The organism is Acidimicrobiales bacterium (assembly GCA_040219515.1).
Taxonomy (GTDB): Bacteria; Actinomycetota; Acidimicrobiia; order Acidimicrobiales; family Aldehydirespiratoraceae; genus JAJRXC01.
This window is the reverse complement of record JAVJSI010000011.1, coordinates 203,056-220,129: the sequence shown is the minus strand read 5'-3', so window position 1 is coordinate 220,129 and position 17,074 is coordinate 203,056. Positions and strand designations below refer to the sequence as shown.

Below are 17,074 nucleotides of genomic sequence, written 5' to 3'. Positions count from 1 at the left end.
CAAGGCCGCTGACGTCGGCGCCGACCTCGTCGGCAAGGTCGAAGCGGGCATTCCGGAAGACGATCCTCGCAACCCGGCCACGATCGCCGACAACGTCGGCGACAACGTCGGCGACGTCGCCGGCATGGGCGCCGACCTCTTCGAGTCCTACGCCGGATCGATCATCGCCCCGGTTGCTCTCACCGCCTTCGCGGGTGGCGGCCTGGCGGCTGCCGACGCGGACAACGCCGGCATCATCGAGTTCCTCGTGTTCCCGATGGCGATCGCCTTCGTGGGCATGGTCGCCTCGATCATCGGATCCTTCCTGGTGAAGGGCGGCGACAGCACCGACAGCAAGGCGCTCAGCAAGGCGCTGCACATGGGCACCAACGTGGCCATGGGAATCACGATCGTGGGAACGATCGGTGTTGCGTACTGGATGTTCGGTGACATCGCCGATACCGCCGACGGCAATCCGATCGGTCTTGCGATCAGCGTGATCGGCGGCCTCGTCATCGGTTGGGCACTCGGCAAGACCGCCGAGTACTACACCTCCGATCACTTCGGCCCGGTCAAGAAGATCGCCGCGCAGACCGAGACCGGTCCTGCCACGACGATCCTCTCGGGCATCAGTGCTGGCATGATCTCGGTCGCTACTTCGGTCGTGTTGATCCTTGCCGGTGTGGGCATCGCCTACTGGGGCGGCGAATTGACCCTCGGTGACGGTGGCGGCATCTACGGCATCGCGGTAGCCGCCATCGGCATGTTGGCCACCACCGGCGTGGTTGTTTCGGTCGACGCCTATGGCCCGATCGCCGACAACGCCGGCGGCATTGCCGAAATGGCCGGGCTCGACCCGTCCGTGCGTGAAGTGACCGATGCGCTCGACTCCCTCGGCAACACCACCGCGGCAATCGCCAAGGGCTTCGCCGTCGGCTCGGCGGCGCTCACCGCACTGGCGCTGTTCAAGAGCTTCGAATTCGCGGTCCTGCAGGAGGGCGGCACGCTCAACCTCGACATCGGCGAGGTCGACGTTTTCATCGGCCTGTTCCTCGGCGCCGGTCTGCCGTTCCTGTTCGCGGCCCTCACGATCGACGCCGTCGGTCGCGCTGCCGGTGTCATGATCGAAGAGGTTCGTCGACAGTTCCGGGAGATCCCGGGCCTGCGTGAGGGCAAGGAGGGCGTCGTGCCCGACTCCGCCCGTTGCGTGGCGATCTCGACCGACGCCTCACTCAAGGAGATGATCATCCCCGGTGCCCTCGCCGTGGTCGTCCCACTCGCCGTCGGCTTCATCGACGTCGATGCCCTTGGTGGTCTCCTCGCCGGCGCGCTGGTGACGGGCTTCGCGCTCGCCATCTTCATGGCCAACGCCGGTGGCGCGTGGGACAACGCCAAGAAGTACATCGAGGCCGGCGCCCATGGTGGCAAGGGCAGCGAGCAGCACAAGGCCGCCGTGGTCGGCGACACCGTCGGTGATCCGTTCAAGGACACCGCGGGCCCGGCGATGAACATCCTCCTCAAGGTGATGACCATCGTCTCGTTGGTGTTCGCCAGCGCCTTCGTCTGAGCCGACCGGCCCGACGAACCGATCTGATCCACCGGACGGGAGCCCCCCGGGGGCTCCCGTCCCGCGTTCGGGCCATTCGGCCCCTTTCACGTTTGGCCCACGCCGCTACCGTGCGAACGGTGAGCGACACCGCAGCGGCCCGCCAGGCGATTCGACGTGCGCTGCGACAGCAGCGGGCCGACCTCGACGACGACGACCAGGCGGCCGCCTCGATGGCCGTGATGGCGCGACTGGCCCGTGTCCCCGTGCTCCGCCGGGCCGACACCGTCGCCGGCTATCGCGCCGTTCGAGGCGAACTCGACATCGACGCGGCGCTCATCCTCGTCGCCGAACGCGGCGCCACCGTGACGGTGCCGCGGGTCATCGGTGAGCACCTCGAGTTCGTCGTCTGGGACACCGATCACGTCCTCGCCGATGGCGCGTTCGGCATCCCCGAGCCGGCGCACGGCCCGTTGCTCGCCCTGCGCAACCACGACGTCGTCCTCGTACCCCTCGTGGCCTTCGACGGCGCCGGCCATCGCCTCGGACAGGGGGGCGGCTTCTACGACCGGGCCCTGGCCGGTTGCGGGGATCGCCGCCCGACGGTGATCGGCATCGCACACGGCTTCCAGGAGGTCGATGCGATTCCGACAGAAGCCTGGGACATCGGGCTCGACGCGGTGATCACCGAGGACGAGGTACGCGAGTTCCGGCCCGGCGCGCTCGACCCCGCGGTCCCGGACCCCGGGATCTGACCCGAGCGACGCAGAAGGGGCTAGAAAAGAGCAGTGCACGTGATTGTCGTCGGAGCCGGTGAAGTCGGCTCGTATGTGGCCGAACGACTCAGCCGCGAGGGCCACGACGTCGCCGTCGTCGAGCTCGACGCCCTCCGCCTCCGTGCACTCAGCGACGATCTCGACGTCCTGACGGTCCAGGGGAGCGGCACCCATCCCGCCACGCTGCGCCGTGCCGGAGTCGAACAGGCCGAGCTCCTGGTCGCCGTCACCAGCAACGACGAGGTGAACCTGATCTCGTCGCTGCTCGCCAAGTCGCTCGGCGTCGAGCGCACCATCGTGCGCATTGAGGCGCCCGAACTCCGCGGCGCCGACGCCGAGGGCGTTCGCCTGGCGTCGGGCGCCGATCTCGTGATCGATCCCGACGCCGAGGCGGCGGCCGAGGTCCTCGAGCTGCTCGACTTCCCCGGGGCCGATGAGGTCGCCTACATGGCGGGCGGTGAGGTCATCGTCATCGGCGCCCGCCTCCCGGCTGACGCACCGCTCATCGGACGCTCCCTGAAGGACATCGGCGAGGAGTTCGAGCCCGACTGGGACTTCGTCGTCGGTTCGATCGGTCGTGGTGAGGAGACCGTCATCCCTCGCCGAGACCACCGCCTGGAGCCGGGCGACCACGTTCGTGTCGCCATCAAACGGCGGGCCCGACGGATGGTCACCGAGCTCCTGGGGCTCGAACGGGCCAGCCTGAACCGGGTCATGCTCCTGGGCGGTGGCCGCACCGCCGAGATCCTGGCCGAGAAGCTCACGAGCCGAGGGGTCGAGGTCGTCATCGTCGAGCGCAACCCGGTTCGGGCCCGCGTTCTCGCCGAACGCCTCGACGACACGCTCGTCCTCGAGGGCGACATCGCCGATGCCGACCTGCTCGAGGAGGCCGACGTCGGCCGCTACGACATGGTCGTCGCCCTCACGGGTGAAGACGATGCGAACATCCTGGCCTGCCTCTATGCGAAGGCTGCGGGGGCAGGCGAGACCGTCGCCGTCGTGCACCGCCTCGCCCTGCTCACGCTCCTCGGCCAGGCCGGCATCGACGTCGCCCTCTCTCCTCGCACCGCCACCGCCAACGGCGTGCTGCGATTCGTTCGGGGCGACGTCACCGCCGTCGCCACCTTCCTGCAGGGCGACGCAGAGGTGATCGAGCTCGAGATCGCCCCGAAGAGTCCCGCCGACGGCGCCCTCGTCAAGGACCTCGGCCTGCCGAAGGACGTCCTCATCGGTGCGTTCGTGCGCGACGGGAAGGCGCAGATCGCCCGCGGTCGTAGCCGCCTTCGCGGCCGGGACCACATCGTGGCCTTCGCCATTCCCGGCGCGGTCGACGAGGTTCACCGAGTCCTGGGGTGAGCAAGCGCAGCCTGCCGGGCACACCGAGGGACCGGCTCGCTCTCGGTCGTCCGGTGCGCTCGTCCTACACGCGCCTCGCCATCGCCGACGGCGTCTACGCCCTGGGCTTCCTCAGCGTGGTCTGCGGGCTCCTCGGCGCCTGGGACGACGCAGGCGATGCGCTGGTGCTCGTCATCGCCGGCGCCGGCGCGCTGCTCGTCGGTCATCTCACCCGTGGTTCGCTGTCGCTCGCCGCCCGTCCGGTGCCGGGTCGGATACTCGTAGCCCTCGCCCTCAGCTGGCTCGTTCTCGTGGTCCTCGGCACCCTCGTGTATCTGGCCACCGGCACGATCGAGCGCGTCGACAACGCCTTCGTCGAAGCGGCGGCCGGCTTCAGCACGGTGGCGATGACCACCGTCGACCCCACCGAACTCACCCTGCCGATGCAACTCTGGCGGGGGGCCACACAGTGGCTCGGCGGCCTGATCGGCGTGGTGGTCGGCGTCGTCGCGCTGCCGCTCGCGTTTCGCGGCACCCAGCTCAACGCGACCGCATCTCATCAGACGTCGGACCGACTGGCGCCGACACCGACCATCGGCGGCCGCCGCGTCGCGATCGTCTACTCGCTCCTCACGGGTGTCCTCGGCATCGGCTATATCGTCACGGGCCTGGGCCCCCGCGACGCCGCCGTGCACGCCATGACCACGATCTCCACCGGTGGCTTCTCCTCACAGCTCGACTCGTTCGCCGGATTCGGCACCGGACCGCGCACCGTCGCCACCCTCGGCATGATCGTCGGCGGATCCAGCTTCTTCGTGATCTGGTGGATCATTCGCGGCCGACTCCGCCCGGTCTGGCGCAGCACCGAGCTTCGGCTCTACCTCGGGCTACTCGCGTCAGGTGCGATCACGATCGCTCTCGGCGCCGACGACATCAGCATCCTCGACGCGAGCTTCACGGCCGCCTCGGCGCTGAGCACCACCGGCTACGCGGTGGGCGACTGGACCGTGTTCGACGACGCGCTGCTGGTGGTCCTGCTCGTGTTGATCAGCACCGGCTCGATGGCGTCCAGCGCCGGTGGCGGGCTGCGGGTGGTGAGGGCGTGGACGCTCGTCGGGTTCGCCCGACGCGAGCTGCGTCGTCAACTCGACCCGCACTCCATCGTCGTGGTGAAACAGGCCGATGCACCCATCGGGGAACGAATACTCGAACGCACCACCGGATATCAGATCGCGCACATCGGTTTGTGCGGCGTGGCGGCATTCGCCCTGGCAGCCGCCGGTCTCGACGTGGTGGGCGCGATCTACACCGGTGCCTCCGTGATCTCCACCCACGGCCCCGGTGTCGGCGCCGGGCCCTACGGCGACATCTCCGACTGGTCCCCGGCCGCTCGCCTCCTCCTCACACCCTTCATGCTGGCCGGCCGGATGACCATCCTGCCGCTGTTGCTGGCGGTCTCGTCGATCTTCGCGGCCCGCAGGGCCGGCGTTCGCCAGGCTCGTCGGTTCATGGCTCGCCGGTGGCGCCGATGAGGACGGCCTCTCGCTCCGGCACGAACCCGGTCGAGCTCATCAGCCGTCTCAGCGACGAGCCGCGTGGGTTGCCCAACACCGCACTGCACGTCAGCGGCATCGCGCTCTCGTTCGTGGCGCTCGGAATGGGCCTGTCCACGATCGTCGAATGGGCGTCGACCGACACCGACACCACGGCCATGCTCGCGTCCACGCTCATTTGTGCCGGGATCGGCCTCGGCCTGTGGCGAGGAACGCGGGCCGACTCGGTCCGCACGCGGGCGATCTTCGCCGCCGTCGGCTGGACCTGGCTGATCGTCACGCTCGGTGGGGCGATTCCCTACGTCCTGGCCGGGACCTTCGCCACGACGGGGGACGGCCTCGTCGAGCAGATCGTCAATGCCGTCTTCGAGTCGGCCTCGGGATTCAGCTGCACGGGATCGACGGCACTCAACGACTTCGAATCGCCCGGCCGCGGCCTGATGATGTATCGCCAGTCGACCCAGTGGTACGGCGGCATGGGCATCGTGGTGCTCGCCGTCACCATCCTCCCGTTTCTGGGCGTGGGTGGTCTCGACCTCATCACGGCCGAGGCCCCCGGCGAGGCCGGCGACCGCCTCACCCCGAGGGTCTCGGAGACGGCGCGCAATCTCTGGACCATCTATGTGGTCTTCACCATCCTGGTCACGGTCGCCCTCTTCGCGGTGCCGGGTCCGAGCTTCTACGACAGTGTCGCGCATGCGCTCACCACCACGTCCACGGGCGGGTTCTCGCCCTACGGCCAGTCGATCGGCTACTACGACAGCGCCATCGTCGAGCTCGTGATCATCGCGGGAATGCTCTATGGCGGCGCCAACTTCGCCCTGCACTGGCGCGCGGCACAGGGCGACATGTCGGCGTATCGCCGCGACCCGGAGTTCCGCGGCTATCTCGTGATCGTGGCCGGAGCCGTGATCGTGGTCAGCACGATCCTGCTCCTCGATTCGGACTACTCGGCCACGACCGCGATCCGCACCGGCGCCTTCAACGTCGTCTCCCTCGGCACGAGCACGGGGTACGGAAACGCCACCTCGTCGGGCGCCCCGGGGGACTTCGTCACCTGGGCCCCGGCCGCGCAGATGGTGCTGCTGTTGCTCTTCGTGTCGGGTGCGTCGACCGGCTCCACCTCGGGCGGTATCAAGGTGATGCGTGTCCAGGTGCTGTTCGCGCACACGATCCGGACCATCCGTCGCACCGAGAAGCCCCGCGCCGTGCTCCCCATCAAGCACGGAACCACGGCGGTCGCCGAGGACATCGTGTCGCGAATGGCGGGCTTCTTCGTCCTCTACGTCCTGATCGTCCTGGCCGGCGTCCTGGCCGTGACCGCCCTCGGTGGCGATCTCGACGCGTCCATCGGCGGCGTCATCGGTTCCCTCGGCAACATGGGACCGTCCCTCGGCAACGCGGGACCCACGGCATCGTTCTCGACCGCGTTCTCGCAGCCCGCTCGTCTCGTCCTCGCGCTGCTGATGCTCGTCGGACGCCTCGAGATCTTCCCGATGTTGCTGATGTTCGCGGCGCCCTATCGCGTCGTGAAGGACGGTCTCAGGCGCTGAGCAGCGCCACGATCGCGGCCTGGAACCACGCCGGGTCGTGGCTGCCGGCCATCTCGCGGGCCGAGTGCATGGCGAGCTGCGCACACCCGGCGTCGACGACGGCCATCCCGAGCCGGCCGGCCGCGGCCGGGCCGATCGTGGAGCCGCAGGCAAGGTCGGTACGGGTGACGAATCGCTGCATCGGCACCTCGGCACGCTCACAGGCGAGGGTGAACGCGGCCGCGGTCTCGGCATCCGTCGCGTAGCGCTGGTTGGCGTTGACCTTCAGCACCGGGCCCGCGTTGACCGCCACCATGTGGTCGGGCTCGTGGCGATCGGCGTAGTTCGGGTGCGTCGCGTGGGCGCCGTCGGCGGAGAGCACCAGGCTGTCGGCCCGGCTCCGGGCGCGGTCCTCGAGGTCGCCTCCGAGTGCGGCACCGATGCGGTCGACGATGTCGCCGAGCAGGGGCGATGCCGCGCCGGTGCTGCTGACGCTGCCGACCTCCTCATGGTCGAAGAGGCACAGGACCGGGATCGACGGGCCGGGGGCGGCGGCCACCTCCCGCAGGGCCTCCAGGCCGACGAAGCACGACAGCAGGTTGTCGATGCGGGCGGACGCGAGGAACTGCTCGTCGAGACCGGTGAGCGCCGCCGGGGTGAGGTCGTGGGCCATGACCTCCCACGACACGATGTCGTCGGGGGCGACATCGAGCTGTCCGGCGAGATAGCTCGAGAACGACGGTGCGTCCTGACCGGCCGCCCAGATCGGGGCCATGTGGACCTGCTTGTTGAGCATCAATCCCTTCTCGTGGATCTCACGGTCGAGGTGGATGGCCAGCTGGGGTAGCCGCAGCAGCGGTCGATCGTCTCGCAGGAGGCGGGTGGACACCCCGTCGCCGTCGCGCACCACGACCCGCCCGGCGAGACCGAGATCACGGTCGAGCCACGAGTTGAGCAGTACGCCGCCGTAGATCTCGACACCGAGTTGGCGCCACCGCTCATCGCCCGAGTCGGGCTGGGGCTTGATCCGAAGGTTGGGGCTGTCGGTGTGGGCGCCGACGACCCTCACCGGGCTGGACGCATTGTGGGCTTCGTCCACCACCCACGCCACGAGGGCACCGCCTCGCCGGACGAACGAGCGGCCCCGGACGGGGATGGCCGTGCCCGCTGCGATCTCGGAGAATCCGTCGTCGGCCAGCACGGCGGCGGCGGTTGCGACCGCGTGGAACGGGGTGGGGGAGTCGTCGAGGCGGCCCAGAAGCCGCCGGGAAACCGAGAGGTCAGGTGCTCGCATCGGCCTATGATGACCCACCGACGGCCCGAGTTGGTCGTCCCTGATGGGGAATCGCTACGGTTTCTCGTCCTGGAAGCCGGGCCAACGTCGTCCCTGCTCCACACATGTCCGGGCCCGCGCCCGGACGCTGGAGACCCTGAGGAGACCAATGGCCGGCGCCCTGCCACCCCGTCAAGGACTGTATGACCCCCGCAACGAGCACGACTCGTGCGGCGTCAGCTTCGTGTGCGACATCCACGGCCGGGCCAGCCACGACACCGTGCTGAAGGGCATCGGTGCCCTCTGCAACATGGAGCACCGCGGTGCGCAGGGAGCCGACATCAACACGGGCGACGGCGCGGGAATCCTCATCCAGATCCCCGACCGCTTCTATCGCGACGTGCTGTCGTTCGACCTTCCGCCGAGCGGCGAGTACGCCACCGGCATCGCGTTCCTACCCCAGGACGACGAGTCCGCGTCCGTCGCCGAACGGGCCGTCGAGGCCATCCTGCGCGACGAGGGACTCGAGGTGCTCGGCTGGCGCGATGTCACCGTCGACGAATCGATACTCGGATCCGCGTCGCTGATGACGATGCCGACGTTCCGGCAGGTCTTCGTGGCGGGCAGGGCGGCGGATGGCAGTCCGCTCACGGGCCGAGGACTCGATCGCCTCGCCTTCATCGCCCGAAAGCGCATCGAGCACGAGACTTCGGTGTCCGCAGGCCCCGACGAGGTCAACGAGGCGATGGGTGGTGCCTCCGAGGCCCACGACGGCGTCTATTTTCCGTCGCTCAGCAGCGCCACGATCGTCTACAAGGGCATGCTCACCACCCCGCAATTGGCGGCGTTCTACCCCGATCTCACCGACCGGCGCGTCGAGAGCGCGATGGCGCTCGTCCATTCGCGCTTCTCCACCAACACGTTCCCGTCCTGGCCGCTCGCCCACCCGTATCGGATCGTCGCCCACAACGGCGAGATCAACACCATCCAGGGCAACCGCAACTGGATGCGGGCCCGAGAGGCCCTCCTCTCGACGCCCAACCTTCCCGGACTCGAACGTGCCTTCCCGATCTGCACCCCTGGTGCGTCGGACACAGCCGGATTCGACGAGGCCCTCGAACTCCTCGTCCTCGGCGGCATTCCGCTCGAAGAGGCCGTGCTCATGATGATCCCGGAGCCCTGGGAACACCACGAGGAGATGGGCGAAGCCCAGAAGGCCTTCTACCGGTACAACGCCGCTCGGATGGAACCGTGGGACGGGCCGGCCTCGATCGCCTTCACCGACGGCCGGGTCATCGGGGCGGTCCTCGACCGCAACGGGCTGCGCCCGTCGCGCTACTGGGTCACCGACGACGGCCTCGTGATCATGGCCAGCGAGGTCGGCGTGGTCGAGATCCCCCAGGACAAGGTGGTCGAGAAGGGCCGTCTCCAGCCCGGCCGCATGTTCCTCATCGACACCGAAGAGGGTCGCATCGTCCGCGACGACGAGATCAAGCAGCGCATCGCCGACGCCCGGCCCTACGGCGAGTGGATCGACCAGCATCTCGTCACGCTCGCCGACCTTCCCGAAGGCACCCCCCGTCCGCGTGGCGAGGGTACGCTCGTCCAACGCCAGCAGACCTTCGGCTACACGCTCGAGGAGAAGAGGCTCCTCATCGCGCCCATGGCCATCGACGGCAAGGAGGCGATGGGTTCGATGGGCACCGACACGCCGATCGCCGTGCTGTCCACACGGTCACGCCAGCTGAGCGACTACTTCCAGCAGCTCTTCGCGCAGGTGACGAACCCGCCGCTCGACGCCATCCGCGAGAAGATCATCACCTCGACATTCGCCCGCGTCGGCCCCGAAGGCAACCTGTTCGATCCTCAGCCGGACTCGTGCCGCACGATCCATCTCGACAACCCGGTCATCAGCGACAGTGACCTCGCTCGCCTCGTCGCCCTCGACGGTGGCGACGGCCCGGGCGGCTTCCGTACCGAGGTCCTCTCGGCGCGGTTCCCGGTAGCCGAGGGCGCCGACGGTCTCGCTGCCGCGCTCGCCCGTCTACGGTCCGAGGCATCGGCCGCGATCGACGCGGGCGCCACGGTGATCGTCCTCTCCGATCGTGGCACCGACGACACCATGGCGCCGATTCCGTCACTGCTCGCCACCAGTGCCGTCCATCACCATCTCGTGCGGGAGAAGTCCCGCAGCCGCGCCGGACTCGTCGTCGAGAGCGGCGACGTGCGCGAGTGTCATCAGGTCTGCTTGCTGATCGGCTACGGGGCCAACGCGATCAACCCCTATCTGGTGTTCGAGACCATCGAGGACATGATCGCCAACGGCGACCACGGACTCGACCCCTCGATGGACCCCGACGTCGCCCACGCCAACTTCGTGAAGGCGGCCGGCACGGGCATCCTCAAGGTGATGTCGAAGATGGGCATCTCGACGGTCGCGTCCTACACCGGGGCCCAGATCTTCGAGGCGATCGGCCTCGATGCGAGCGTGGTCGACGAGTACTTCACCGGCACCGTCAGCCGTCTCGGCGGCGTCGGACTCGACGTGCTGGCCGAGGAGATCGCCTCGCGCCACCGTCTGGCGTTCCCGATCAACGCAACCGAGCGAGCGCACCGCACGCTCGAGGTGGGCGGCGAGTACCAGTGGCGCCGCGAAGGGGAGTATCACCTCTTCAATCCCGAGACCGTCTTCAAACTCCAACACGCCACCCGCGAAGGCCGCTACGACGTCTTCAAGGACTACACCGGCCGGGTCAACGACCATGCGACGGATCTCGGCACCCTCCGCGGCCTGTTCAAGTTCCGCACCGACGCCCGGCCGTCGGTACCCCTCGACGAGGTCGAGTCGGTCGAATCGATCGTGCGCCGCTTCTCCACGGGAGCGATGAGCTACGGCTCGATCTCCGCCGAGGCGCACGAGACGCTCGCCATCGCCATGAACCGCATCGGCGCGAAGTCCAACACCGGGGAGGGCGGCGAGGACGCCCGCCGTTTCGTCCCCGACGAGAACGGCGATCTGCGCCGCAGCGCCATCAAGCAGGCGGCCAGCGGGCGTTTCGGCGTGACCAGCGAGTACCTCGTGAACGCCGATGACATCCAGATCAAGATGGCCCAGGGCGCCAAGCCCGGTGAGGGCGGTCAGCTGCCCGGCCACAAGGTGTACCCGTGGATCGCCGAGACCCGACACTCCACCCCGGGGGTCGGGCTCATCTCTCCGCCGCCGCACCACGACATCTATTCGATCGAGGATCTCGCCCAGCTGATCCACGATCTCAAGAACGCCAATCCGAAGGCCCGCATCCATGTGAAGCTCGTGGCCGAGGTCGGCGTGGGCACCGTGGCCGCCGGAGTGTCGAAGGCGCATGCCGACGTGGTGCTGATCTCCGGTCACGACGGCGGCACCGGCGCCTCACCCCAGACCTCGATCAAGCACGCCGGCGCGCCCTGGGAGCTCGGCCTGGCCGAGACCCAGCAGACCCTGCTGCTCAACGACCTTCGCGATCGCATCGTCGTGCAGTGCGACGGACAGCTCAAGACCGGCCGTGACGTGATGATCGCCGCGCTCCTGGGCGCCGAGGAGTTCGGCTTCGCCACGGCCCCTCTCGTCGTCATGGGCTGCGTGATGATGCGGGTCTGCCACCTCGACACCTGCCCGGTGGGCGTGGCCACGCAGAACCCGGAGCTTCGCAAGAAGTTCTCCGGTTCGCCCGAGTTCGTGGTCAACTTCTTCGAGTACATCGCGGAGGAGGTCCGCGAACTCATGGCCGAGCTCGGATTCCGCAACCTCGACGAGGCCGTCGGCCAGGTCGAGGTTCTCGACGTCACCGACGCCGTGAACCACTGGAAGGCCGACGGGCTCGATCTGTCGCCCATCCTCCATCTCCCCGAGATCGCCCGCGAGGCACGTCGGCACCAGTGGAAGGACCAGGACCACGGCCTCGAGGCCGCCCTCGACCAGACGCTGATCCAGCTGGCCGAGGGCGCCCTCGACGAGGGACGCCCGGTCACGATCGACATCCCCATCCGCAACGTGAACCGCACGGTCGGCACGCTGCTCGGGTTCGAGGTGACCACCCGTTACGGCAGCGCCGGCCTTCCCGACGACACGATCGTCGTCAACTTCACCGGATCGGCAGGCAACAGTCTCGGCGCGTTCCTCCCGAAGGGCATCACCCTCCGCCTCAGCGGCGACGCGAACGACTATGTCGGCAAGGGGCTGTCCGGCGGGCGCGTGGTCGTGCGACCGCCCGACGACGCCCGGTTCGTGGCCGAGGAGAACGTCATCGCCGGCAACGTCATCCTCTACGGCGCGACCGGGGGAGAGGTGTTCCTGCGCGGCGCGGTCGGTGAACGGTTCTGTGTCCGCAACTCGGGGGCCATCGCCGTGGTCGAGGCCATCGGTGACCACGGATGTGAGTACATGACCGGTGGTCGAGCCGTCATCCTCGGCCCGACCGGGCGCAACTTCGCCGCCGGGATGAGCGGGGGAGTGGCGTTCGTCCACGACCCCACCGGCGTGTTCCCGAAGCGGCTCAACCGCGAGATGGTCGAGCTCGAGAGCCTCGACGACGAGGATCTCGGCTGGCTGCGGGACCGCATCGAGAAGCACCGCCACGAGACGGGCAGCGAGGTTGCCGCTCGAATCCTGGCCGATTGGGGCACCACCGCCGGCGAGTTCGTCAAGGTGATGCCCACCGACTACCGACGGGTGCTCGAGGCCGCGGCCGCGGCCCGCGAATCCGGCGGCGACGAGACCGAGGCGATCATGGCCGCCTCCCGGGGCTGAGGACGACACATGGCTGATCCACGAGGTTTCATGAAGCACGACCGGGAGCTGCCGACGCGGCGACCGGTACCGGTGCGGTTGAAGGACTGGAAAGAGGTGTACGAGCCGTTTCCCGAGGAGAAACTGCGCGAACAGGCGAGCCGTTGCATGGACTGCGGCATCCCGTTCTGCAACAACGGGTGCCCGCTGGGCAACATCATTCCCGACTGGAACGACCTCACCTATCGAGGCCAATGGCGTGACGCCATCGATCGCCTCCACGCGACGAACAACTTTCCGGAGTTCACCGGTCGACTCTGTCCCGCACCCTGCGAGGCAGCGTGCGTTCTGGGCATCCACGAGCCGCCCGTGACGATCAAGCGCATCGAGGTCGAGATCATCGATCGCGCCTGGGAAGAGGGTTGGGTCACGCCGGAGATGCCCGTCACGACCACCGGCAAGTCCGTCGCCGTGGTCGGGTCCGGTCCGGCCGGTCTCGCGGCCGCCCAACAGCTCACCCGGGCCGGCCACGATGTCGTGGTCTACGAACGGGCCGACCGCCCCGGCGGACTCCTGCGCTACGGCATTCCCGAGTTCAAGATGGAGAAGCGCCACCTCGACCGTCGACTCGAGCAGATGGAAGCGGAGGGCACCGAGTTCCGCTGCAACGTCAGCGTCGGCGTCGACGTCACCGCCGATCAGCTCCGAGCCGAGTACGACGCCGTCGTCCTCGCCTGCGGGGCGACACAGGCCCGCGATCTGCCCATCCCCGGCCGCGAGCTGAACGGCATCCACCAGGCGATGGAGTTCCTCCCCATCGCCAACCACGTGCAGGAGGGCGACCTCGACGCCCCGACCCTGAGCGCCGAGGGCAAGGACGTCGTCATCATCGGCGGCGGTGACACCGGCGCCGATTGTCTCGGTACCTCGCATCGCCAGGGCGCGGCGTCCGTGCACCAGTTCGAGATCATGCCGCATCCCCCAGAGGAACGGCCCGCCGCCAACCCGTGGCCGACCTGGCCGATGATCTATCGCGTCAGCTCCGCCCACGAAGAGGGCGGCGAGCGCGAGTACGCCATCAACACGGTCGAGTTCGCGGGCGACGACGACGGCAATGTCGCCGTGCTGCGCACCGTTCGTGTCGAGCAGGTCTTCGAGGACGGCCGCATGTCCTTCGAGCCCGTTGCCGGCTCCGAGAAGGACTTCCCGGCCCAGCTCGTGCTCCTCGCCATGGGCTTCACCGGACCCGAACAGGGGGCGCTGACCGAGCAGTTCGGCGTCGACCTCGACGGTCGAGGCAACGTCGTGCGCGACGATGCCTGGTCGACCAACGTCGACGGCGTCTTCGTGGCCGGCGACATGGGCAGGGGCCAGAGCCTCATCGTGTGGGCGATCGCCGAAGGGCGCTCGGCGGCCGCGGCCGTCGACTCCTGGTTGATGGACGACACGCAGCTCCCGGCCCCCATCCGACCGAGCGCCGCGCCCCTGCGCTGAGCCGGCCCCTCCCGGCCGTCCGACCCCGGGGAGGCGAGTCCTCCGACCCGGACTCCTCAACATCCATCCGCATCCGCCGACCTGATTCGGGAGGCACCCACCACGGGTGCCCCGACGCTCAGAGGCCGTCCGTATGCTCAAGAGGATCAAGGTTCGAGGCAAGCTGTTCTTGCTGCTCGCGACACCGCTCATCGCGGTTGCGGTTTTCGCCTATTCAGGCATCGTGGACCGCACGGAACGCACCGCCTTCCAGGAGGGCGAGGTCCGTATCGCCGAACTGGCCGACGCCGGTGCAGACCTCTCGCTCTCGATCCAGATCGAGCGAATCCGCGTGCTCGAGGCCGACCGCATGCTCATCGACGCCGAGGTGTTGGCGGCCGAACGGGCCGAGACCGACGCTCAGCTCCGCCGTTGGGTTGCCGCCATCGGCAACGCCCGAGGCGACATCGGGGATCCCGAGCTCCTCGCCGAACTCGACGATCTCGCCGAGCGCCTGCCCACCACGCTCGCACCCGATCGAGGCACCGATGCAGTGACCGGCACGCTCCTCGCCGGCGCCAGCCGTGCCGTCGACGACGCCACCACCGCGCTCGCGGCCCAGGCGGACGACCTCGACCTCTTCCGAGCGCTCAGCGACCTGAACGAGCTCACCCGGATCCAGTCCGCCTACTCGACGATCGCCTCGGTGGGCTCCGAGGCCATCGGGGAGAACTCGCTGAGTGCCGTCGCCGTCACCCTCGTGTCCGACGCCGAGCGCACCGCGGAGACCAGCCTCACGGCCTTCTCGGCCTCCGCCGACGAGCGGTACCTGACCAGCCTCGAGCGCCTCAAGAACAGCGGTGTGCTGCCCGCCGGCACGACCGGTGGTGACAGCGTGGCCGAAATCCAGACGTACATCTCCGATGCCGAGAACGGGGGAGTCATCGCCTGGTTGGAGCGTGGCGAGGCCCAGCTCCGCGGTCTCAACGAGATCAGCGGCAGTCTGGTGGCCGAGGCCACCGTCAGCGCCCAGCAGGAAGCCGCGGCCGCCAATGAGGAGGCCCGCTCCTTCCTGATCCTCGCCGGATCCGTCGTGCTGCTGGCGCTCCTGATGGCCGTGATCATCGGCCGCTCGATCAGCCGACCGCTGACCCGACTCACCCGCAGCGCCGAGCAGCTCTCGGCCGAGGAACTGCCCGCCCTGGTCGAGTCGATGCGCAGCGCCGGCCGTGCCGAGGCTCCGGTGCTCACCCCGATCGAGGCGAAGGGCCGCGACGAGGTCGCCCAGCTCGCCCACGCGATCTCCGAGATCCAACAGGTGACGATGGACGTCGCCGAGGAGCAGACCGAACTGCTCCGGCGCGGCATCTCCGACATCTTCGTGAACCTCGCCCGCCGGAACCAGAGCCTGCTCGACCGCCAGATCGACTTCATCGACCAACTCGAGTCCAAGGAAGAGAATCCGGACCAGCTCGAGAACCTCTTCCGCTTGGACCACCTCGCCACCCGCATGCGCCGCAACGCAGAGTCGTTGCTCGTGCTGGCCGGTGCCGAGCCCACCCGCCGTCGCGGCCGCCCGGTGGAGATCGCCGACGTGCTCCGTGTCGCCATGGGCGAGATCGAGGACTTCAGCCGCATCCAGCTGCTGGCCGTCGACCCGTCGACGGTCGCCGGCTCGGTCGCCGTCGACCTCGCGCATCTGATGTCCGAACTGATGGAGAACGCCGCCCAGTTCTCGCCGCCCGACGTCACCGTCGACGTGGTCGGCTACCGGATCGCCGACGACAGTTATCAGCTGACGCTGACCGACCGAGGCATCGGCATGAGTGCCGAACAGATCGCCACCGCCAACAAGACGCTGGCCGAGCCCCCGCTGGTGGGCCTCGATCTCAGCCGCTCCCTCGGATTCACCGTGGTCTCCCGGCTCGCGCACCGCCTCGGTGTGGTCGTGCAGCTGACCTCCGGCACGGAGGGCGGTGTCACCGCCGTCGTCACCATTCCGTCCGAGATGGTGGGTCGCGTCGACCTCGAGGGCCCGGCCGACACCCCGGCCGAGATCGAGGAAGTGCTGGGCGAACCGGAAGCGGTGGCGGACGACGTCGCGTCCGTGCCCGAGCCGGTGCCGACCCCCGACACGATGGGGAACCCGTTCGCCGACTCCGGCCCGGTCTTCCACGAAGAGTCGATCGCTCCCGCCACGGTGAACGAGGCGACCCCGGCACCGGATGCCGATGCCGATGTCTCGGAGCCCGTCGCCGAGAGTGGGCCGGCCAAGCTCCCGACCCGCCGCCCCAAGAAGCCGGTCGACGCAAACTCGACTGCCGACGCATCACCCGAACCCACACCGTCGCTCCCGGAGAGAAACAACGATCTGTTCTCGGCTTTCGGTGGTGCCCCCGGCGTGCCCGCCTCCCCGAGCGACCCGGGCGCCGACCTGTTCGCACCGATCGACTCCATCGCCGACCTTCCGACCCGCAATCCGGAGCCCGAGGCCCCCGAGAGCGGAACCGGTCCGACCGCGATCGACGACGGTGGTGCGACGCCGGAATCGGCCCCGACGGCCCTCCCGACCCGCGACCCCGCGGCTGTCGGCGCCATGCCGCCGCAGGTCACCAGCGCTGGACTCGTCCGGCGCACGCCCAAGCAGGTCGATGTGCCCGACGAGTCCAAGTACTCGCCCGGCGCCACCCCCTCGCAGCCGGACGCACAGATCGCGCCGGCCGCCAACCGTTCCCCCGAGGAGGTGCGCCAGATGCTCTCTCGCTATCGGGCCGGCCTCCGCAAGGGACGGGCCCCCGAACCGGGCGCCGATGATCAACCGAACCGACGGAGCTGAGGAGCC

9 protein-coding genes are annotated in these 17,074 nt (G+C 68.9%); 8 read left to right on the top strand and 1 reads right to left on the bottom strand.

Translation table 11 applies throughout. The annotated features are described in order from the left end of the window. The 5 genes from RIB98_10790 to RIB98_10770 form a co-directional block, all read left to right on the top strand. Positions 1-1,546: sodium-translocating pyrophosphatase (locus RIB98_10790; GenBank protein MEQ8841461.1), on the top strand; the 1,546-nt coding region annotated here is incomplete at its 5' end. A gap of 119 nt (positions 1,547-1,665) precedes the next feature. Then, positions 1,666-2,280 (top strand): 5-formyltetrahydrofolate cyclo-ligase, encoded by a 615-nt coding sequence (locus RIB98_10785; GenBank protein ID MEQ8841460.1) that lies wholly within the window; start codon positions 1,666-1,668, stop codon positions 2,278-2,280. 39 nt (positions 2,281-2,319) lie between these two features. Further along, the gene (trkA, locus tag RIB98_10780) at positions 2,320-3,657 is read left to right on the top strand and encodes a Trk system potassium transporter TrkA (protein ID MEQ8841459.1); all 1,338 of its coding nucleotides are present in this window, start codon (positions 2,320-2,322) and stop codon (positions 3,655-3,657) included. Then, complete coding sequence (locus tag RIB98_10775; protein ID MEQ8841458.1) at positions 3,654-5,168, top strand: potassium transporter TrkG; 1,515 nt, start codon at positions 3,654-3,656, stop codon at positions 5,166-5,168. Before trkA ends, RIB98_10775 begins: the two co-directional genes overlap by 4 nt. Next, positions 5,165-6,742: a TrkH family potassium uptake protein gene (locus RIB98_10770; protein MEQ8841457.1), complete on the top strand. Its 1,578-nt coding sequence runs from the start codon at positions 5,165-5,167 to the stop codon at positions 6,740-6,742. The genes RIB98_10775 and RIB98_10770 overlap by 4 nt, the downstream gene beginning before the upstream one ends. On the opposite strand, the gene RIB98_10765 is transcribed toward RIB98_10770, so the two are convergent. Next, the gene (locus RIB98_10765; GenBank protein ID MEQ8841456.1) at positions 6,732-8,015 is read right to left on the bottom strand and encodes a M18 family aminopeptidase; all 1,284 of its coding nucleotides are present in this window, start codon (positions 8,013-8,015) and stop codon (positions 6,732-6,734) included. The genes RIB98_10770 and RIB98_10765 overlap by 11 nt on opposite strands. 148 nt (positions 8,016-8,163) lie before the next feature. Between RIB98_10765 and gltB the strand changes: the two genes are divergently transcribed. The 3 genes from gltB to RIB98_10750 all read left to right on the top strand — a co-directional run bounded on the left by gltB (position 8,164) and on the right by RIB98_10750 (position 17,068). After that, positions 8,164-12,780, top strand: a complete 4,617-nt coding sequence (gltB, locus tag RIB98_10760; protein ID MEQ8841455.1) for a glutamate synthase large subunit — start codon at positions 8,164-8,166, stop codon at positions 12,778-12,780. A gap of 9 nt (positions 12,781-12,789) precedes the next feature. Next, entirely contained in the window at positions 12,790-14,253 is a 1,464-nt protein-coding gene (locus RIB98_10755; protein MEQ8841454.1) for a glutamate synthase subunit beta, read from the top strand. A gap of 133 nt (positions 14,254-14,386) precedes the next feature. Next, positions 14,387-17,068: an ATP-binding protein gene (locus RIB98_10750; protein MEQ8841453.1), complete on the top strand. Its 2,682-nt coding sequence runs from the start codon at positions 14,387-14,389 to the stop codon at positions 17,066-17,068. Positions 17,069-17,074: the final 6 nt, after the last annotated feature.